The following is a 19,792-nucleotide window of genomic DNA, read 5'->3' on the forward strand; positions in this document are numbered from 1 at the left end:
CATCTTCACTGGCCTTGGAACTTTATAGCGAATTAGAACCAAACCCTTCAAGCATTTGGGATTATATGGTTCGCTGCCGCACCGTTTTTCAGATAAAATAGAGGGATGTGCGTAAAAGGGGGGATGCTGGTTGTTAAGCACTTTTTTTGTTAATCTCTGTGTGATAATCACCTTTTTGTACCTGTCAGGGATTATCGCCAAATTCTACAGCATTCGCCTGCCTTTTCCTTCGCTGCGCGTTCAGGTCATCGGCGGCTTGTTATTCGGTTTATACGGTACAGTGCTTATGAATTATTCTTTTCATATAAATGAAACAACCATCGTGGATTTGCGGCATCTTGCTGTTGTGACTGCAGCTGTATATCTTGGCGGGATGGCTTCGGTCATTTCCGGTATCATCATTGCCATTCTTCGGATCCTGATGTTCGGTATAACCTCTTCTGCAATTGATGCAGCATTCATCATGACACTGCTCGGACTGACAGGAGTATACTTTGCCTATGCTTCATGGTCCAGATTAACCAAGATCATTACCATGAATCTGCTCGGCATGACCATGATATTTGTTGTGCTGCTGATGAACACGACCAGCTTGAGTACTCTGATGAAAGTTTATCCAATACAGATGACCATCGCATTTGCCGGAGGTATTTTCATTTATTTTATTGCCGAATTTATTAATCGATCGAATGAGATGCTGTTTCTGCTTGAGCGGCGTGCTTCTACCGACCATCTGACGGATTTGAGTAATCGGCGGCAGTTTGAGCATTCGCTGCGGTCCGAGCTTCAGCATGCAAGGCAGTACCATCAGAAGCTGTCCCTGCTTGTCATTGATATTGACCGTTTCAAGAAAGTAAACGATACATACGGGCACTCTGCTGGTGATGCTGTACTGAAACAGCTTGGACAACTGCTCGTTACCCACGCACGCTCCACCGATCTTGTCTCCCGTAACGGAGGGGAGGAATTCGCGATTCTGCTGCTCGATTGCGGTTACCATCAATCCATGGCCATTGCGGAATCGGTACGGAAAGCCGTCGCCCGATTTTTATTCGCCCTGCCTGACGGTCAGACGGTAAAGCTGACCATCTCTATTGGTGTAGCCGTATACCCTGATCATTGTGATGACCTTGATGACAGTGATCTTTTTGATCAGGCTGACCGTGCATTGTACGAAGCAAAAAATACGGGACGGAATAAAGTATGCTCTCTGCCGCCGCGCAACATCACGGTTGTTGATAACGAACTTTTCTGAGAAAGCTCGAATCATAAAAGGGATGTCCCGTCTGCCTCCATATCAGGCAGATGCTGGACATCCCTTTTTAAACTTTGAACAGATACGGTTATCTATCACCTAATCATGCAGAAGAAGTATCAGGCAAGAATGCGTTCAATCTCTTCAATAACAGCAGCATCCAGTTTAACTCCCGAAGCTGCAGCATTTTCTTTGACCTGTTCCGGGCGGCTTGCACCGACCAATGCACTGGAGACATTACGCTGCCGAAGAATCCAAGCCAAGGCCAGCTGACCCACTTTTAGATTGAGTTTGTCTGCCACTTCAGTGAGCTGTCTTACTTTGCCGATGCGGTCTGCGTTGATTTTGCCTTCATCCCAGCCGAGTTTGGCAGCCCGGCTGTTCTCCGGGATATCCGAAACAGATGTATACTTACCTGTCAGCAGACCTTGAGCAAGCGGAGAATAGACCACTTGTCCGATCCCTTTACGTTCACCCAAAGGGATAATTTCATGTTCAATGTATCGGTCAAACATATTATAGACCGGCTGATTCACAACAATGCGATCCAGCAGCAGGCGATCCGCTGTACCGAGTGCGTCTTCCATCTGAGCCGCTGTCCACTGGCTGACACCCACGTACAGCACTTTACCATGACGCACCAGATCGTCCAGTGCACGAAGGGTCTCCTCGATCGGCGTCTCCTGATGATAACGATGGCAATAGTAAATATCGATGTAATCGGTGCCAAGGCGAGTCAAGCTGGCTTCACACTGCTCCATAATATGTTTGCGGGATAACCCATGGTCGTTAGGGCCATCACCCATTTTATTAAAAACTTTGGTTGCGAGCACATAAGAATTCCGTGAGTACGCTTTCAATGTTTGACCCAGCAGTACTTCGGCAGCTCCCCGCTCATAGGCGTTGGCTGTATCAAAAAAGTTAATACCTTCATCAAATGCCGTTTCAATTGATTTCACTGCATTTTCACGTTCCACGTATCCTCCGTACGTCAACCAGCTCCCTAGGCTGATCTCACTTACTTTCAGTCCGCTTCCACCCAACCTGCGATAATCCATGAATGCATGTCCTCCTCAGAATGTAGAAATGATGAAGTTCCACATCCTATTGTAACCTAACCTAAGCGAATGAAGAAACTTTAAGTGTACAAGCAGGAGGAACAGGCAAAAAAACACCCTGAAGTGATGTGCTTAGGGTGTGTCTGACAATACTGGGGGAACCCATTTTGCCGTATTTTCGTTCCCAGTCGGGAGTCTACTGCAGACGTACCGAGGCACGTGAAAGGAACGCGACGCAGCCCCTTTAATAAGGACGGTTATTACGGCAAAATAATGCTTAGTGCATTTAACAGCTCGGTCTGTCTTACCGGCTTCGTCAGCACAGCATCAAAGACCTCCGTCTGATGAATGTCCATATGCATTCCATACGGAACGAGCACAATGACGGGCAAATTCTCGATGTGCTGCTTCAGTGCAACGACGAAATCGGCGGTAATGCCCTCCTGCAATCCCATATCAACAACAGCCACGTCCGGCCTGAAGCCTTCCTTGATCCATTCACAAGCGACTGCGGAACCGGAAGTCATGTGCACATCCATCTCCCATCTACGCATTAAAGAGGATACCCCCTGCAGGATGTCAGGATCTTTAGCGAGCAGCACTTTTTTCGCTTTCAGACGCTGCTGTACACTTGTAATTTGAGGCAGATCCCAGTATCTCCGTAAGGGCAGTGAAATTTCAAATTCTGTCTCGTTCCCATGCATGCTGTTTACCTGAATGCGGCCATGCATCAGAATCGCCAGGTTCTGACTGACCGCCAGACCCAGATTGCTTCCAATCAGCTTCTCGGTGCTGATCATCTCCGATTTGACGGAAGAGGTTCGCAAGCGGTTATCGGATAACATCTGTCCCGAATATTTAACTCGAAGCAGGAGGAGTCCCGTCTCTTCCGTTTCCTCTCCCTTCATCTCTGCTGTCACCAGCACTGCACCTTCCCGGGTAGAATCCATGGCATACTGCATAAGATGCCCAAGCAGCTGGCCAAGCTTAACCTCGTCACCGATGAAAACCTGCGATACATTCAGATCAAGATTTAAACCAAGCTCAATATTTTTGCTCGCTGCTGCACCAGCATAGAGGTAAACCGTGTTCTCGATGGTGCTGACCAGATCGAAGGGGTCATCATGAATCACTGTTTTTCCAGCCTCATTAATATTAAAGTTCATCATATTGTTAAGCAGCGATAGCAAAATATTGCCGCTTGTTTCAATCATATTTATATACTCGACCTGCTCGTCCGACATATCGGGTGTTCGCATCAGGTCCGTCAATCCCAAAATGCCGTTCAGCGGATTACGGATCTCATGGCTCATCAGCTTGAGCATCTGTGTCTTGGTCATTGCTTCCGACTCGGCACGTTCCTTCTCGGCCTGAAGTTTTTCCTGGAGCTGTTCCGAATCACTGAGCTTCTGCTCCTGAACATGCAGTGCACGCTCCAGGTCAACAACATATCCCAGGAACACAGCCATCGCTTCCAGTGTCTTCATGTCCGTCTCACTGACCACATAACCCGGATTATCCATTAGACAGATCGTCCCAAACGCTTCACCTGTTCTTCGCATAATGGGTACACCTAAAAAGAATCGGTTTCCTAATTCATTCGTGACATTCATAGAGCTTGTCATCGAATGCTCGCAGGTATCCGAAATCGTCGTGATGATGTTACCTTTGTCTTTCAAGACCAGGCTGCAGTAAGATTCCTCGAACGGAAGTGCAGTACCTTTGACAATTAGTTCTTCTTTGCGGTTGAAGGCTTCCAGAATGACATTAGTCACTCCGTCATTCGTGGCTACGAAGATGGTATTCACTCTTAATATGCCACTTAATACGTCCACAATATGGGCCGCTGCTTCTTCGATATTTTCATAGAAGCCTTGGTTGATGCCTTCTACCGTCCCCATGATCCAACCCCTCTTTGTTTATCTTGGTGCTATATTAAATTCACCGATCAGAATTTTAAATTACATGCAGAACTCTGCTAGGAAATCCGAATGATTGTCACAAACTATACTTATATGTTTAACACCACAGAAGTATAAGAGAATCATACTGGGATCTGTAACCTTTTTCCTCGCCAAACAAATCTGTAAGAATGCTTCATTCTACGACTTCTGACTTGGAAGTATATACTTGCAGGATAAATAGAAATTATACGCTCCCGCTTGAAATTTGGAAACCTCAATCCCGCGCCAAATCACGGAAATTGCTCTCATCCCCTAAGGGAGTGTGATCATAATCACACCCAAAAACCCACATATAGTTTATAAATGGATAATACCAATCAACATGTAGTATATAACTTATATATTATCAAAATTATAATCTATTATTAAAATCATTTAGGAGGCACGTTACATGACTATGCTTGAGTATGCCGCACCACCGGCAGCCGATCTGTTATCTGACCTGGGAAGACGTATTATTGGCGCAGAAGACGCTGATACGCTGAGAGAGAACGCGAATCTGAATGGGGATTCGTTCAGCGGCAAGATGAGCAGGCTTGGATCAGAGACTGCCAAATGGCATGCTATGCGTCATGTACTGCCTGCAGCACTCGCAGAAGCTGTTGAGAGCGGAGACTTGTATGTGCACGATCTGGATCAGTATGCCCTTGGAACGACCAACTGCATCTTCATTCCATTTGATCGGCTGCTGGCTTCCGGCTTCAATACCGGGAATGGGTCTGTTCGCACCCCCCAGACGATTATGTCTGCGATGGCACTGGTCGCGATCATCTTCCAATCCCAGCAAAATAGTCAGTACGGCGGCGTTTCTGCCAACAAAATAGACTGGGATCTCGCGCCTTATGTACGTCGCTCATTCATAAAGCATTTCCGCAAAGGACAGCGCCTCTTCGACGAGCATACCGTACTAATGGACGAGCACCTTCATCTGGGTAGTGCCGAAGCGAAGCAGCAGTGTCCGCGTGCATTTGCATTCGCATATGAAGAGACAGAGCTGGAGACTGGACAGGCGGCCGAATCACTTATACATAATTTGAATACGATGAGCAGCCGGGCAGGTGGGCAAATTCCTTTTACCTCATTGAATTACGGAATGTGCACCTCAGCAGAGGGACGTCTCGTGTCTCGTTCCCTGCTGGAAGCAACCATTCGCGGCCTTGGGCATGGGGAAACACCTGTATTTCCACAGCATATTTTCCAGTGCAAGCAGGGCGTTAACCAGTCTAAGGACGATCCGAACTATGATTTATTCCGCCTCGCGGTGACCTGTTCTTCACGGCGTATGTATCCTAACTTTGTCAATGTGGATGCCTCGTTTAATTTGCCCTATTACCACCCGGAAGACCCGGATACGATCATTGCGACTATGGGCTGCCGCACGCGTACCCTTGCGGACCGGTTTGGCCGGAATCGGCAGAGCGGTAAAGGAAACCTGTCCTTCAACACGGTTAATCTGGTCAAATTGGGGATTCGATTCGGTATCTGCCGGGGAAACCGGGCTGTCGCGGATCGGGAGGGTTTCTATGCGGCTCTGGATAAAATCATGCACAATGCCGTGGACGGCCTGCTGCACCGGTATGCCATACAGAAAAAACAGCCTGCCAAATCATCAGACTTCATGATGCGTGAAGGCGTATGGGAAGGCGGCGAGAAGCTGGAACCGGATGAACCGGTTGCCGATCTGTTAAAGCACGGAACCTTGTCGCTTGGATTTATCGGACTGGCCGAATGTATGACCGCTATGTATGGACGCCATCACGGACAGGATATGCATGTACATCGTGAAGCGCTGCATGTCATCCGCACGATGAGAGAATTCTGTGATCGCATGAGTGAGCAGCATAACTTGAACGTTACACTGTTTGCGACACCTGCAGAAGGTCTATCCGGTAAATTCACCAAATTAGACCGTGCTCGTTATGGCCCCATCTCCGGTGTAAATGAACGTGAATATTATACGAACTCATTCCACATCCCGGTTTATCATCATCTTCCTGCCTATCGTAAGATCGAGCTGGAAGCGCCTTTTCACGCCCTGTGTAATGCCGGAGCCATCTCTTATGTTGAGCTTGACGGCAATGTGCGGGCCAACACGGCGGCTTTTATGCGCATTGTGCAGTACGCACTGGCACAGGATATCGGGTACTTCTCGATTAATCATCCGATCGATCGCTGCCCGGAATGCGGGTATGAGGGGGTTATCGGTGATCGCTGTCCGGAATGCGAGGTGCACGAAAATGATGTGCATTTTCAACGCCTGCGCCGCGTAACCGGCTATCTGACAGGAGATTATAAAGTCCGCTTCAATGCTGCGAAGCAGGCTGAGGTACGCGATCGAGTGAAACACCGATGAACCTGTTTGGTTACATTCCCGAATCGGTCAATGAAGGAACGGGTCTGCGTGCCGTGCTGTTTATCAGCGGATGCCGTCACGCATGCCCTGGCTGCTTCAGCCCTGATTCATGGAGCTTCAGAGCAGGGGAACCCTTCACCGAAGAGCGGCAGCAGCAGATTTTGCAGGAGGTCACACACCACCCATTGCTGGACGGTGTGACGTTATGCGGAGGTGACCCTTTTTTCTCGGCAGCAGGATGTGTCCGGTGGGTGCGCCAGTTCCGGAATGCACGGCCTGATCTGACGGTGTGGGCCTACACAGGATTTGAATATGAGGAGCTCGTCACCGACCCGGAGAGAGCAGCGCTTGCGCAGCTGTGCGATGTGATTATAGATGGACGTTACATTGCAGCTGAGCGTGATGTATCCCTGCCCTTCCGCGGCAGCCGTAATCAGCGTTTGATTGATGTGCGTGCCACGCAGAATTCGGGAAACATCGTTACCCTGCAGATCGATGCAGGGTAACGATGTTTTTCTATGCTGACACAACAAAACGAGCAGTGTTACACCTGAAATCTTTGAATAACTTGATTCAGTTCGTGAGCCAGGCTTCTCAGCTCATGGGATAGACTGGACACTTCCTGCATTAAGGCCAGCTGCTCTTCAGAAGAAGCACGAGCTTTGTTTGCATTGTCAGATGAGTCAGAAGCTGCAGTACCGAGCTGAGACAGAGCGGCAGCAATCTGATCACTGCTGGCTGACATCTGCTCTGAGGCGGCAGATACTTCATAGATCTGTTCCGACACCTTTTGTATCGCTCCAACGATCTGACGGAAGGCCCCGGCGGTGATTTCAGACGTCTCTGCACCCTTTTTAGCTGCGTTCACAGACTCTTCAATGGAGCCTACGGCCCTCTCTGTATAATTAAATATGCCTTTCAGGATTTGGTCGATCTGATCGGAGGATTCTTTGGAGCGGGTAGACAGCTTCTGAATCTCCTGAGCCACTACAGCAAATCCCCTGCCGGATTCCCCCGCTCTAGCGGCTTCAATAGAAGCATTGAGAGCAAGAAGGTTCGTTTGATCCGCGATATCCCGAATCATAGACATGATTCCGCCAATGTTACTATTCTGCTGCTGCAGCTCATGAAGAACCGTAACCGTCCCGGTCATGTTATGTTCAATTCGCTGCATCTGATCGACCATGGTTGTAATATCTGCTTCGCCCGTGGTTGCCCGATCCGTCGTATCCGCAGCCAATGCGGCTGCTGTCTGGGTTGATTCAGCAATACGCCGGATACCCGTCACCATCTCGCTGATGGATTCCTGGCATTCATATGTGGATTGACGCTGCCGTTCTGCCCTGGAGGATACCTGCAGCATTGATTCGGTGATCTCCTGTGAAGCTTCCGTTGTTCGCTCCGCGCTTAACTGCAGATCAGATGCGGAACGGGTCACGTTTGAGGAGGTTGACTGAATTCCTGTAATCAGCTGCTGCAGCGCTGCGAGCATATGATTAAATGCTTTTGCAGACTGTCCGATTTCATTGTTATTGCGCACCGTCAGGCTTACCGTCAGATTGCCTTCCGCAGCCAGATTGGATACAACCGCCAGATTTTGTAACGGACGAAGGACAATACGCAGCAGAATAATCAGCAGAACGATCAGCACCGCTGCTGCCAGCAGTCCCCCGCCCAAACTGTATAAAAACATCCACATCCGATCCTGCTTTACTTTGGCGGCGTCCAAATCCAGACCAAATATAGCTGCCGCTTGCCCACGGTCATCCTTAATCGTGCTTAGATAGGTCACCCAAGTTCCTGCGCTATCAGTATAAGGTTCAGTAAAAGCTGTCCCCTGCTGCAGAACAAGTTTATATGTATCTTGAACTAAAGCCGGAATTTCATATTCGACGCCGGGTACCATACCCAGATCAATCAGGGCCTGATTGACCTGTACTCCGGTCAAAATCTGTTTCCCATCACGTTCAATAATATCCGATTTAAAGATATAAGCGTTCGCAATGGATGCAGCACCCGTCATGGCATCCAGCTGTTCTTTCAGGGACGTAAGTTCAGGTGAGGATGGTTGATCAGAGGTTTCCAGCTGCTTCTTGGCTGTCTCTACTTGGTGATAGTTAACTTGGAGCTGGCCGGACAAGGCCTTACCGACCTGGTTAATCTCTTCATAGTAGGCCTGCTCGCTCTGCTTAAAATTGATAAAACTCATCGTAAGGATCAGAGCAAACAGGATGAAGGCAATTAGAACAGAACTTGTAAAAACTAAACTTCGATTGCGAAAATAGTGTAACATTGGAGTTTCCTCTTTTCCTTGGCTTTTCCAGCTTACATATCCGTCCTGATAAAGAATGCGCCTGAGATTGGCTTTTCTTCACCTTTGCAAGCAGTTAATGATATGACACTATATAGTATTTATCGTTATATAATTTCTGTTTTTGAATGGGAACCTTAGAAAAAACGCAAAAAGGGCCAACCAGCAAAGCTGGCAGCCCCATATTACAGAGAGGATACAATAGAAAGTCGGCGACCTTCTGCTAATCGTAAGCTCTCTTTTATATGTTCTATAACTAACGAATCTCGAAATGACGAATGCGTACACCCGCAGTCAGTACCAGATAAACATCCTGCAATCCCGCTGCTCCTGTCAGTTCAGCTTTAACCGACTGCCACTGCTGCGCACCGCCCCGTGCCAGTTCCAAACGACCAGCAATTGCGCCATCAGGTGCACCTAATCTCACTTCCAGCACACCATCTTCCTGTTCTGCAGATACGCGTGCTTCAAGAACAGTCATCCCGCTTCCAAGATCAGCATCCTTAAAGGCAATCCACCCCCGCTCTCCGATAACACGGACTGCTGTTCCGCCTTCTTTGCACTCATCCAGTTCCACACCCTGATACGCATCATAGTTCTCGGCGCGTGTACTCACACTTAGATTACGTGCAGGAATAGTCTCTCCCACTACCTTCAGATCTGCAACTAACTGCACATCCGATGAAGACTTGGCTGCCATGATGGAATAAATGCCTTCCTCCACTACGTACCGGTCACGCGTGACATCCCAGATTGCCAGTTCCTGAACAGGCAGCTCAAAATGAACCGTTACTGTCGCTCCTGCTTTAATATGAAGGCGGCGGAAAGCTTTCAGCGTTTTGAGCGGACGTTTAACTCTTGACTTGCCTGCACGTACATACAGCTGCACCACCTCGTCACTGTCGATTGAGCCGGTATTGGTCACATCCACACGGATCGTCACTTGGTCATCTTGGCCCGCTTGTAAAGGACTAACCTCCAGATTGCTGTATTTAAATGATGCATATGTCAGCCCGTGTCCGAACGGATATAACACACTGCCTTCAAAATATTGATACGTCCGTCCAGATTGAATGATATCGTAATCGCGAATATCGGGCAGCTGATCTTCCGATTGTACCCAAGTCATGTTCAAACGGCCCGCAGGAGCATAATCCCCGTACAGCACGTCAGCGACTGCGCTGCCCAGTTCCTGTCCGGCATGTGACGTGTACAGGATCGCTGGAATATTCTCCTGAACCCAGTTACAGGTAAATGGATAACTTCCCACGATGACCACTACCGTATTCGGGTTAGCCTCATATACGGCCTGCACCAGCCGCTGCTGTGATTCGGCCAGATCCAGACCCGGACGATCCACTTCTTCTTTGCCGTTGACGAGTGGGTTGTTACCAACAAATACAATGGCTGTCTCGGCTTCTTTGGCAGCAGTAACGGCTTCTTCTATTCCGCTGATTACTACATTTTGCTGAAATGTCTCGGCATCACCAAATTTCTTCAGCTCTTCAGACACCTTGAGCGCATCATGCCCTTCAGCCGGCACGGTCACCACTTTGCCATTCCAAGTTGTCAATCCTACACTGCCGTCAGGCTGCGGAAGCAGGTGAAATACTTCTTTGACAAACCAGCCATACACCTCATTAGCTGACGCAGTGACGGACTCTTCATCCGTGGTCAGGTATTTGCCATTACTTTCGGCCTGCAGCGTGTAACTGCCAAAACCCCAGTCCGTCACTCGGAACGTCTCGGCTTCTTCCGAAGCTTTGACTGCCATCACAGGTGAGTTCTCGGTCCGGACAAGTCCCAGCTTCTTACCGCTTGCTTTAGAAGTCAGCGTGATGCGGTCATCACCATCCTGGAAGGTTACGTTATCGCTGCCTACTTTGCTGCGAATGGCTTCCAGAGGTGTCACATGGTAAGGCAGCGTTCCTGCATACCAGTCCCGATAGACTGTTCCGCCGAGCTGACCAATGACAGCCACTTTACCTGCTTGGGTTTTGTCCAGGGGCAGGATGCTTTTATCATTTTTAAGCAGGACCATTTGTTCTCTCGCCGCCCGAAGAGACAATGCCTTGGCCTTCTCTGTCATCATAGATTCCTCGCCGATTGCAGCATACGGGTTGCCTTCTTCGGGATCAAACTCACCGAGACGGAAACGTACACGGAAAGTGTTGAACAAGGCTTTATCAATATCCTCCATGCTGAGCAGCCCCTGCTCCAGCCCTTCACGCAGCGCTTGCTTGGACAGTTCGGCATCATCGGTGATGCTGTCAATCCCTGCTTTGACTGACTCCACCGTACCTGGTGTGTGGGAATCGTAGTAGTGATGGTCATTTTTGATGCCCATCACGTCACCCGCATCGCTGACGATAAAACCATCCATGCCCCATTCACCTTTGACAATCTCGTTCACATAGGGATGCAGCAGAGCTGGCGTTCCATTGATAGAGTTGTACGCAGTCATCATTGACTGTGCTCCGCCCTGCTTGAACGGCTTTTCAAATGCTTTCAAATAATATTCGCGCATATTGCGCGGATCGATACTGGATGAGCCGCTGCCGCGATCCACCTCGTTGTTGTTGCCTAGAAAGTGTTTGAGGGTAGCCACCGCTTTATAGTATTGGGGGTGATCACCCTGGATGCCCTTTACCAATGCGGTTGTCAGCTCTGCTGTCAGCTCCGGGTCCTCACCATACGCTTCCTCATTCCGACCCCAGCGCGGATCACGTTCCATATCCACCGTTGGTGCCCACAGGGTAAGACCATTGACGGCAGGATTACGCTTATAGAATACACGTGCTTCATCTCCGATGACGGAGCCGATTTGTTTCATCAAATCTGTATCCCACGTACATGCCAGCCCAACAGGCTGTGGGAAGGATGTCGCTTCACCAAGCCATGCCAGTCCGTGCGCAGCTTCCGTTCCGTGTTTGTAAGCCGCCACACCCAAGCGCTCAACGGCTGGCTGGTACTGGAGCATGGATTCGATTTTTTCTTCATCTGTCAACCGGGATACGAGGTCCTTTACCCGATCGTTAAGCGGAAGTGCAGTATCTTGAAACGGGTATTTCGTTTGATGAGTTGTCATATCCAATCTCCTTCAATAAATGAAATTATAATTATAATGATAGCGAATACAATTTTAAAATAAATTATGCATTAGTTCAGATGCATTATACTGCTAAATTGACTAAAAACCCTTTGTCATACATGCATTCTTCTAAGAATAGGATGTTCATTATATTTTTCTAAAACGATTTCGATATTCCTACTATAAAACATATGAAGTCAAAAATACAGGGGCCGATTCATGAAAATGTGAAGCTTCCACTCTTAAATTATAGGTGTACTCGTTTTTTTCTGGCATACTCTGGCAATCCTGATTAGAAGTACTGGAATATATGAACCCAGGCATCCCGCAATAGGGTCTGATCCAGATCGAGGAGGAAGAAAATAAATGAGTGAACACGAGCAGTTAAAAACAAATTTGCCGCCGATCCCGGAATCTTTATGGCGAGCCGCGAATACATTCAATACCTATCCGAAGCTGGCAGAGGACACTTCAGCCGACGTAGCCATTATTGGTGCCGGGATCGCAGGCATTACAACGGCCTATCTGCTTGCACAGTCTGGTCTGAGTGTTGTGCTGCTTGAAGCAGGCAAGGTGCTGGATGGTACAACCGGCCATACGACTGCTAAAGTATCTGCACAGCATGGGGTGATCTTTGACGAAATCATGCATCATTTCGGGCAGGAGCAGGCACAGATGTACTATGAAGGGAATGCGAGTGCAGCGAGCTGGATGCGCAGTTTAGTCAAGGAAAAGCACATCAACTGCCAGTGGTCCGATGAGGATGCCTATGTCTATATTCAATCCGAAGACAATATTAAAAAGCTCGAGATTGAGCTGACTGCTTACGGCAAATTGAACATCCCCGGTGAATGGGTAGATCCACTGCCAATCCCTGTCCCATCCAGAGCAGGTATTCGTATGCCCGGGCAAGCACGGTTTGATCCGTTAGCCTACCTTCATTATCTGCTGGAAACAGCCGTGAAGCAGGGTGTGCGCATCTATGAACACACCACGGTAACCGATGTTGAGGAAGAAGCTTCCCTTCGAATACGAACGTATGGCGGTTCATTCGTCACGGCAGAGCATATCGTTGTCGCTTCTCATTTTCCCGTGTATGATCCCGGATTTTACTTCACCCGGCTTCATGCCGAGCGTTCCTATGCGGTGATGGTTGAGCCAGAAAAAACGTATGCCGGCGGCATGTACATCTCGGATGATGAACCGGCCCGTTCACTTCGTGCCGTCATACACAATGGCAAAGAGCATATTCTCTTCGGCGGGGAAAACCATAAAACCGGACAAGGCATATGCACCTTCGGTCACTACGAGCGCCTGGAGCAGTATGCAGCAGAAACGTTTGGCATTCGCAGCATTCCATTTCGCTGGTCTGCCCAAGATCTCATCTCCATCGATAAAGTACCCTACATCGGACCGATCACCGGAAGACATGAACGGATCTATGTTGCCACAGGCTTTGCCAAATGGGGAATGACTACAGGCACGATGGCTGGGCATATACTGGCAGACCGGATTACTGGACGGGATAATCCACATGCCGCTGTTTTTGATCCGGCAAGATTCAAAGCCGACCCGGGCATCAAAAACTTTATTGTGGAAAACGTCAATGTTGCAAAGGAATTAATTTCCGGAAAAGTAGGCATCGTTCACAAAAATATAAGCGAGATTGAGAATGACGAAGGAGCCGTCGTTCGTCATAACGGCAAACGGGCCGGTGCCTACAAGGACACCAGCGGAAAGCTCTTTCTGGTCGATACAACCTGCACCCATCTGGGATGCGAAGTGGAATGGAACAAAGGAGAGCGTTCCTGGGACTGTCCCTGCCATGGCTCCCGTTTCAATTATGAAGGCCGCGTCATAGAAGGACCTGCGGTAGAAGACCTTCCGATCCTGGATGTGCAGGGACCTTAATTACACGAGCTGTCTCATCTGAACCCCGTGAACCCCGAATTGTGAAGCCGCGTTCAGGGTGCCTTTCGTACATTCATCTTATAGACCGGGTCGGTATCCGCCTCCAGACGGAAGCAGCCGATCCGGTTTTTCTGTATGCTGATATCAAGGCTTATTTATAAATACTGCGTTGCATTACACACTAGTGAATGCTATGATGATTTCATCACTACTGAATAATACATAATAGTGAATATTGAAAAGAACCAGGAGGAACCGATGTGAATGTGAACATCCAGTTCAAAAAAGGGGTACTGGAGCTGTGCGTCCTGGTCTTGATTCATCGTCAGGATCGCTATGGTTACGAACTGGCTCAGGCGGTCTCCAAACATTTTGAAGTGGCTGAAGGTGCGCTGTATCCTTTGCTCCGCCGGCTTGTGAAGGACGGATACTGTACAACTTATCTGCAAGAATCCAGTGAGGGACCTCCCCGTAAATATTACCGCCTGTCCGATACAGGCCGTGAATATATGGAAGTACTAACCACAGAATGGAACACATTTGTACGCAGCGTTGCAAATCTGATAGAGGAAGGAACCGAAGATGAATAGACAACAATTTATGCAGGCGATGGAAAAGCATTTACGTCCGCTGGACCCGTTAGAACGTGCCGAACTGCTTGCGGATTATGACCAGCATTTCGCCATCGGACTGCGTGAAGGCAGATCCGAAGAGGAAATCTCCCGGGAACTGGGTCGTCCGGAGGAGATTGCGCGTGAAGCACTCGGCGATCGGTACGAGGCTCACACATACTCTGATATATCCGGTACGGACCCCTTCTATGCACCTCCATTCGGAGAGAGGCAGCCAGCCGTGAACCGGAATCGGGCTGCACGCAATTTTTTCGCCCTAATCGGCTTGATATTCTTGAATCTGATGCTCATGATTCCCATCGGTCTCAGCCTCTGGTCGGTGTGGCTCACCATTGCAGGCATGTCCCTGCTGACCCTGGCCCCTGTCGCCGCTATTGTAGATTATCTATTTCTGAACCACCTCGAAAAAGCGGAAATTTTCGTGTCCATTGGTTTATTCGGAATTGGCATACTGTTTGCCTTTGCCTCCAAGTTTGTTTTTCGAGCATTTAAAACCATTACGCTTCAATATATTCGTTGGAATGCAAAAGTGATGAAAGGGGATGTTTCTTCATGAGTACTAAAAAATGGATTGCAATTGCCGTCATCTGTATCGGAATAGGTTTGCTTGGTACATCCATCTACGGCGTTCAGTTTGGAGACGAACGGGAGCCATACGCTAAACGGTGGGACTTCAATTCCGGGGAGCTGCAGAACATCCAGATGAACGGCAACTTTGATGCTGATATTGAATTCATTGTCAGCCCGGATAACGATGCATATATCGAGGTAGACGGCAAATGGGATGAACATGAGATCAAAAGCTTTGAACAGGCAAAATTGACCGATGGCACATTCAAGCTGACCCAGGAAAAGCGTGCCCGCTTTCAATTTCTTACCTTTCATTGGGACGAAGAGGATTCAAGAATAACCGTAGCTTTACCGGAAGGATATCGTTTAAATGATGTCTCACTGCATTCCTCCTCAAGTGACTGGGATGTAAATGGACTGCACGCTCAATCACTAGAAATGAAAAACACGTCCGGTTCTATCCGTTTGCAGGAAGTCAAAGTTCCTCGAATTGAACTATCACTGACTTCCGGAGACATTGCTGCTTCCACAATCAACGGAGATATGACCGTTGAACAAACCTCAGGAAGCTTTAAAGCAGATCAGATTGCCGGAAAAGTAACAAGCAGCATTCAGTCAGGAGATATCCGGATTACAAATTTAAACGGTGATGCGGACGTCGAGTTCACTTCGGGAAGTATACATATCGAGCAGTCTCAAGCAGCTTCCGTTAACGCTTCGGGGACTTCGGGAGATATCTACATTCAGGCTGCACCTGATTTTGACGGTATCTATGATGCCCGCGCCACTTCAGGTGATGTCGATGTACCTGAATCACCAATGGTGAGCAAGGAACTGATTAAGGCCAGAACAACATCCGGCAGCATTGAGATTACTAAACAGCCATGAAGCATATTTCCGATCGTTGGGTAAAGTATAGTATAATCAAGTGCTAACCCAAATGCTGAGGAGGATTATCCCATGGAACTTAAAAATAAAACAGCCATTATTACAGGTGCTGGTAAAGGTATCGGACGTGCCATTGCCGAAGCCCTTGCCAAGGAAGGCGTACATCTCGGACTGATTGCCCGCACGGCTTCTGACCTTCAGGCCCTTCAAGAGTCTTTAAGCCAGGAATATGGTATAAAAGTAACCAGCGCAGCAGCCGACATCTCGGATCGCACTCAAGCTGAAGCTGCAGTCGCAGCGATTGAGCTGGAGCTTGGAGCCGTTGATATCCTGATTAATAATGCAGGGATCGGCAAATTCGGAACACTCCTGGACATGGACCCTGAAGAGTGGGAGCGCATCCTGCATGTCAATGTAATGGGTACATACTACGTGACACGTGCCGTCCTTCCAAGCATGATCAAGGAGAGCAGCGGCAGCATCATCAATATTGCTTCAACAGCAGGCGAGCGCGGATTCGCTACAGGTTCCGCCTACTGTGCTTCCAAGTTTGCACTGCTTGGAATGACAGAATCCCTGATGCAGGAAGTCCGCAAATCCAATATTCGTGTAACTGCATTGACACCAAGCACGGTGAATACCGAACTGGCTGTGAATGCCGGACTCAAGATTGGAGACGAAGATCGCATGATGCAGGCTGAAGATGTGGCTGAGCTTGCGCTGGCAACATTGAAGCTGTCCGATCGTGTATTCGTTAAAGCCGCAGGTCTCTGGACAACCAATCCACAGTAAGCCTCAAGCGAAGGCCAGCTTCATTAGAAGCAGAAAGAGAGCCCGAAAACCACCAACCAGCGTTCTGGTTGGTGGTTTTTATAATACTTCATTATCTCTCTCCCACTTACGGGTTCAGCAGGTGATCCAGCTCCAATTCCTTGGACACTGCAATCAATACAACGGCGGGCTCATCGCCAATATTGGTAACCTCATGCGGTACAATCGCGTTCCACGTAAATGAATCTCCCGCTTCCAGCGTTTCCTCATCCTCTCCCTGCTTTGCCTGGATCACCCCCTGCATGACCAGATGGCTCTCCTCACCCGCATGTTTACTTATACCTGTAGAAGCCCCTGGTGGCAGCTCTACGATCGACATGCGCATAGCGCCTTTCGCCGTTAACTGCTGTACTTTGATCTGCCCGCTGCCCGCAGTCGTTTCCTTGCGTTCATGCCTCCGCACCACATTCATCCGCTGTTCCGGTGTTAGCAGCAGGTACGGCAGCGGCACATCCAGATAGTCGGCAATGCTTTCCAGTGTAGCAATGGAGGGTGAGGTTTTGTTATTTTCCACATTGCTGATGAAACCTTTGGACAGTCCCGTGCCCTCACACATCTGCATGATGGTAATCTGTTTCTGTTTTCGTATCGTTCGAATTGCCAAGCCGATATCCATAGTCCTGCTCTTCCTCTCTCTGATTACTGCTCAATTCATTCAAGATTCAACCGCTGTCTCTACGAAAATAAGCCGGTTGCCAAATGGATCAGTAATCGTCATTTCCCGTGAATGCCAAGGTGTTTCTTCTATACCGGGTCTGGCATATTTGTAATTTTTCAGAGAAATCCGCTCATGCAGCTCATCCAACTGCTCCGTCTCAATACGTACTGCCGCACCCGGAGTACAATCTCCGTGATGTTCAGATAGATGAATGACAGCATCGCCATGGGACACCTGCATATATAAGGGCATGTCTGCCTCAAATCGATGCTCCCAGTCCAGCTTGAATTCCAGATAATCAATATAAAAATCCTTTGCTTTAAGTTCATCAAATATCCTCAGAATAGGTACAATCCGTTTCATCATCTTAGCAGCTCCTTCTCCAAAAATGAATATACATTTCCCTTTTCTCAAGTTCCTTGATACAAAACATATTTTCATCATACAAAAAAAGTGTTGACCCTACAATGAAATCGTGATAAATTTTGTTCATTAATAAGAATATTATTTTCACATTAGTGAACTTTTTTTCGGAAGATGTCGATTCAATCTATTCTATTTCTTTATGGGTTCGGTTTACACATTTGATTCATGCATATCTTACATTTCACCTGGAGGTGTATTGGTTTGAATTCTTCTTATATTCATGAGGTGATGCTGCCTCCCGATTACGATAAAGATCAGCAGTACCCGGTTATTTTCGCTCTGCACGGTATGGGATCGGATGAACAGGACATGCTTCGGCTGCTGGAGCCCTTGTCTTCTGATTTCATTATCGCTGCCATTCGCGGCCCTATTGTTCAAGGTGGTGGATATGCTTATTTCCAGATCAAAAGTATAGGGAATCCTGTCCGCGAATTATATGATGCCTCGGTTCAGGGGCTACAGCAGCTCATCCTTGAGCTGTCGGCTCAATATGCGATTGATCCTGCACGACGTTACATCGCCGGATTCAGTCAGGGCGGCATCATGGCAATGACGCTGGCCTTGGTTATGGGTGACGCAATCAAGGGCATTGCTGCCCTGAGCGGATACATTCCGCAGTTTGTCAAAGACGAATACACTCTTCAGCCTTCGCCCAATCTGTCTGCGTTTATCTCGCATGGTGATCAGGACCATCTGTTCCCGCTGCAGCTTGGCGAAGATAACGCTGCTTTCTTCCGAAAGTACACTGACCATGTCACTTATGTACCATACAGCGGCGGTCATACCGTGACCCCTGAGTTATACGCCAAACTTCAACATTTCCTGCAAACGGATATCCAGGTAACGACTGAAGATACGAAAGGAATGAAAGAATCATGATGCCATCTCTGTTTATCGCTCATGGCGCTCCTTCACTGGCGCTCGAGGAGAATGCTTACACTGAGTTCGTGCAAAAACTGGGGCAGGAGATGCCCAAGCCAAAAGCAATCGTGCTGTTCTCCGCTCACTGGGAATCGAACACACAGCTTGTCTCCTCTGTAAGCGGATCATATGACACGATCTATGATTTCGGCGGTTTTCAGCCTGAACTCTACCAGATTAAATATCCGGCGGAGGGGCATGCCGAAACAACTGCTGAAGTCGTCAAACGGCTAACCGAGGCGGGAATCCCTGTACAGACCGATAATATGCGCGGCCTCGACCACGGAGCATGGGTTGTACTGCGTCTGCTCTATCCTGAAGCAGACATCCCTGTCGTGGCTTTGTCTGTTAACCGTTACCTGACAGGCGAGCAGCAGTACCAGATTGGTAAAGCACTCGTCTCGCTGCGTGAACAAGACATTCTGGTCATCGGCAGCGGGGGAACGGTGCACAACCTGCGACGTTTGAACTGGGAAAGTACAGGTGTGGATTCATGGGCCTTAGAATTCGACAGCTGGCTGCAGGATAAGCTGGAGCGCTGGGATACGGATGCTCTCTTTGCTTATGACAAAACTGCACCGTCTGCTCAGGCTGCAGTCCCTACACCAGAGCATTTTGTACCTCTACTGCTGGCAATGGGTGCAGGAGATGCAAAAAAGCAAGCCTCCCTCTTGTTCCGGGCATATCAGCTTGGAAACCTGAGTCTGTCCTGCTGGAAATTTGAATAAGCTGGACGCATGAGACTGTGAATACAAGAAATATTAGAGATATGAAAATCGCGGATGCAGCAATACAGATATAGATATGGATACAGTTCCAGTAAGATATAAGATGTACACTATAGATGCGCGAAAGCGTGAGTCGCAGGGTCCCCTGCCGCTCACGCTTTTTTGGGGTTGTTAAAGATAGCAAATCGCAGCTGC

The 19,792-nt window shown here is 48.5% G+C and carries 16 protein-coding genes; 10 read left to right on the forward strand and 6 right to left on the reverse strand.

What is annotated here, in order from left to right:
• Positions 1-130 precede the first annotated feature (130 nt).
• A complete protein-coding gene (locus MKY97_RS26795) occupies positions 131-1,255 on the forward strand; it encodes a diguanylate cyclase (protein WP_342553178.1) in 1,125 nt (374 codons plus the stop codon).
• Positions 1,256-1,374: 119 nt separating this feature from the next.
• Here MKY97_RS26795 and MKY97_RS26800 read toward each other — a convergent pair whose 3' ends face one another.
• Both MKY97_RS26800 and MKY97_RS26805 read right to left on the reverse strand, forming a co-directional pair.
• The gene (locus MKY97_RS26800) at positions 1,375-2,313 is read right to left on the reverse strand and encodes an aldo/keto reductase family protein (RefSeq protein WP_342553179.1); all 939 of its coding nucleotides are present in this window, start codon (positions 2,311-2,313) and stop codon (positions 1,375-1,377) included.
• Positions 2,314-2,573: 260 nt separating this feature from the next.
• Positions 2,574-4,214: a histidine kinase dimerization/phospho-acceptor domain-containing protein gene (locus MKY97_RS26805; RefSeq protein ID WP_342553180.1), complete on the reverse strand. Its 1,641-nt coding sequence runs from the start codon at positions 4,212-4,214 to the stop codon at positions 2,574-2,576.
• Between the two features lie 454 nt (positions 4,215-4,668).
• On the opposite strand from MKY97_RS26805, the gene MKY97_RS26810 reads away from it, so the two are divergent.
• Positions 4,669-6,630: an anaerobic ribonucleoside triphosphate reductase gene (locus MKY97_RS26810; protein ID WP_342553181.1), complete on the forward strand. Its 1,962-nt coding sequence runs from the start codon at positions 4,669-4,671 to the stop codon at positions 6,628-6,630.
• Positions 6,627-7,136, forward strand: coding sequence for an anaerobic ribonucleoside-triphosphate reductase activating protein (nrdG, locus tag MKY97_RS26815; RefSeq protein ID WP_342553182.1), 510 nt, complete (start codon positions 6,627-6,629; stop codon positions 7,134-7,136). Before MKY97_RS26810 ends, nrdG begins: the two co-directional genes overlap by 4 nt.
• Before the next feature lie 38 nt (positions 7,137-7,174).
• On the opposite strand, the gene MKY97_RS26820 is transcribed toward nrdG, so the two are convergent.
• Positions 7,175-8,923: a methyl-accepting chemotaxis protein gene (locus MKY97_RS26820; RefSeq protein ID WP_342553183.1), complete on the reverse strand. Its 1,749-nt coding sequence runs from the start codon at positions 8,921-8,923 to the stop codon at positions 7,175-7,177.
• A gap of 274 nt (positions 8,924-9,197) precedes the next feature.
• Complete coding sequence (locus MKY97_RS26825; protein ID WP_342553184.1) at positions 9,198-12,029, reverse strand: glycoside hydrolase family 3 C-terminal domain-containing protein; 2,832 nt, start codon at positions 12,027-12,029, stop codon at positions 9,198-9,200.
• A gap of 369 nt (positions 12,030-12,398) precedes the next feature.
• Between MKY97_RS26825 and MKY97_RS26830 the strand changes: the two genes are divergently transcribed.
• From MKY97_RS26830 to MKY97_RS26850, 5 genes are all read left to right on the forward strand, one after another.
• Positions 12,399-13,943, forward strand: a complete 1,545-nt coding sequence (locus MKY97_RS26830; protein ID WP_342553185.1) for an FAD-dependent oxidoreductase — start codon at positions 12,399-12,401, stop codon at positions 13,941-13,943.
• Positions 13,944-14,203: 260 nt separating this feature from the next.
• Positions 14,204-14,533: a PadR family transcriptional regulator gene (locus MKY97_RS26835; RefSeq protein ID WP_342553186.1), complete on the forward strand. Its 330-nt coding sequence runs from the start codon at positions 14,204-14,206 to the stop codon at positions 14,531-14,533.
• A complete protein-coding gene (locus MKY97_RS26840; RefSeq protein WP_342553187.1) occupies positions 14,526-15,131 on the forward strand; it encodes a DUF1700 domain-containing protein in 606 nt (201 codons plus the stop codon). The genes MKY97_RS26835 and MKY97_RS26840 overlap by 8 nt, the downstream gene beginning before the upstream one ends.
• Complete coding sequence (locus tag MKY97_RS26845) at positions 15,128-16,033, forward strand: DUF4097 family beta strand repeat-containing protein (protein WP_342553188.1); 906 nt, start codon at positions 15,128-15,130, stop codon at positions 16,031-16,033. The genes MKY97_RS26840 and MKY97_RS26845 overlap by 4 nt, the downstream gene beginning before the upstream one ends.
• Positions 16,034-16,105: 72 nt before the next feature.
• A complete protein-coding gene (locus MKY97_RS26850; RefSeq protein ID WP_342553189.1) occupies positions 16,106-16,825 on the forward strand; it encodes a 3-ketoacyl-ACP reductase in 720 nt (239 codons plus the stop codon).
• A 106-nt stretch (positions 16,826-16,931) separates the two neighbouring features.
• On the opposite strand, the gene MKY97_RS26855 is transcribed toward MKY97_RS26850, so the two are convergent.
• Positions 16,932-17,480: an XRE family transcriptional regulator gene (locus MKY97_RS26855; RefSeq protein WP_342553190.1), complete on the reverse strand. Its 549-nt coding sequence runs from the start codon at positions 17,478-17,480 to the stop codon at positions 16,932-16,934.
• A 39-nt stretch (positions 17,481-17,519) separates the two neighbouring features.
• Positions 17,520-17,888 (reverse strand): glyoxalase superfamily protein, encoded by a 369-nt coding sequence (locus MKY97_RS26860; RefSeq protein WP_342553191.1) that lies wholly within the window; start codon positions 17,886-17,888, stop codon positions 17,520-17,522.
• Between the two features lie 261 nt (positions 17,889-18,149).
• Here MKY97_RS26860 and MKY97_RS26865 point away from each other — a divergent pair, with 261 nt between their 5' ends.
• The gene (locus tag MKY97_RS26865) at positions 18,150-18,827 is read left to right on the forward strand and encodes an alpha/beta hydrolase-fold protein (RefSeq protein WP_342553192.1); all 678 of its coding nucleotides are present in this window, start codon (positions 18,150-18,152) and stop codon (positions 18,825-18,827) included.
• The gene (locus MKY97_RS26870; RefSeq protein ID WP_342553193.1) at positions 18,824-19,597 is read left to right on the forward strand and encodes a class III extradiol ring-cleavage dioxygenase; all 774 of its coding nucleotides are present in this window, start codon (positions 18,824-18,826) and stop codon (positions 19,595-19,597) included. The genes MKY97_RS26865 and MKY97_RS26870 overlap by 4 nt, the downstream gene beginning before the upstream one ends.
• The last annotated feature ends 195 nt before the right edge of the window (positions 19,598-19,792 follow it).

This window comes from Paenibacillus sp. FSL R7-0652, assembly GCF_038595045.1.
Classification (GTDB): domain Bacteria; phylum Bacillota; class Bacilli; order Paenibacillales; family Paenibacillaceae; genus Paenibacillus.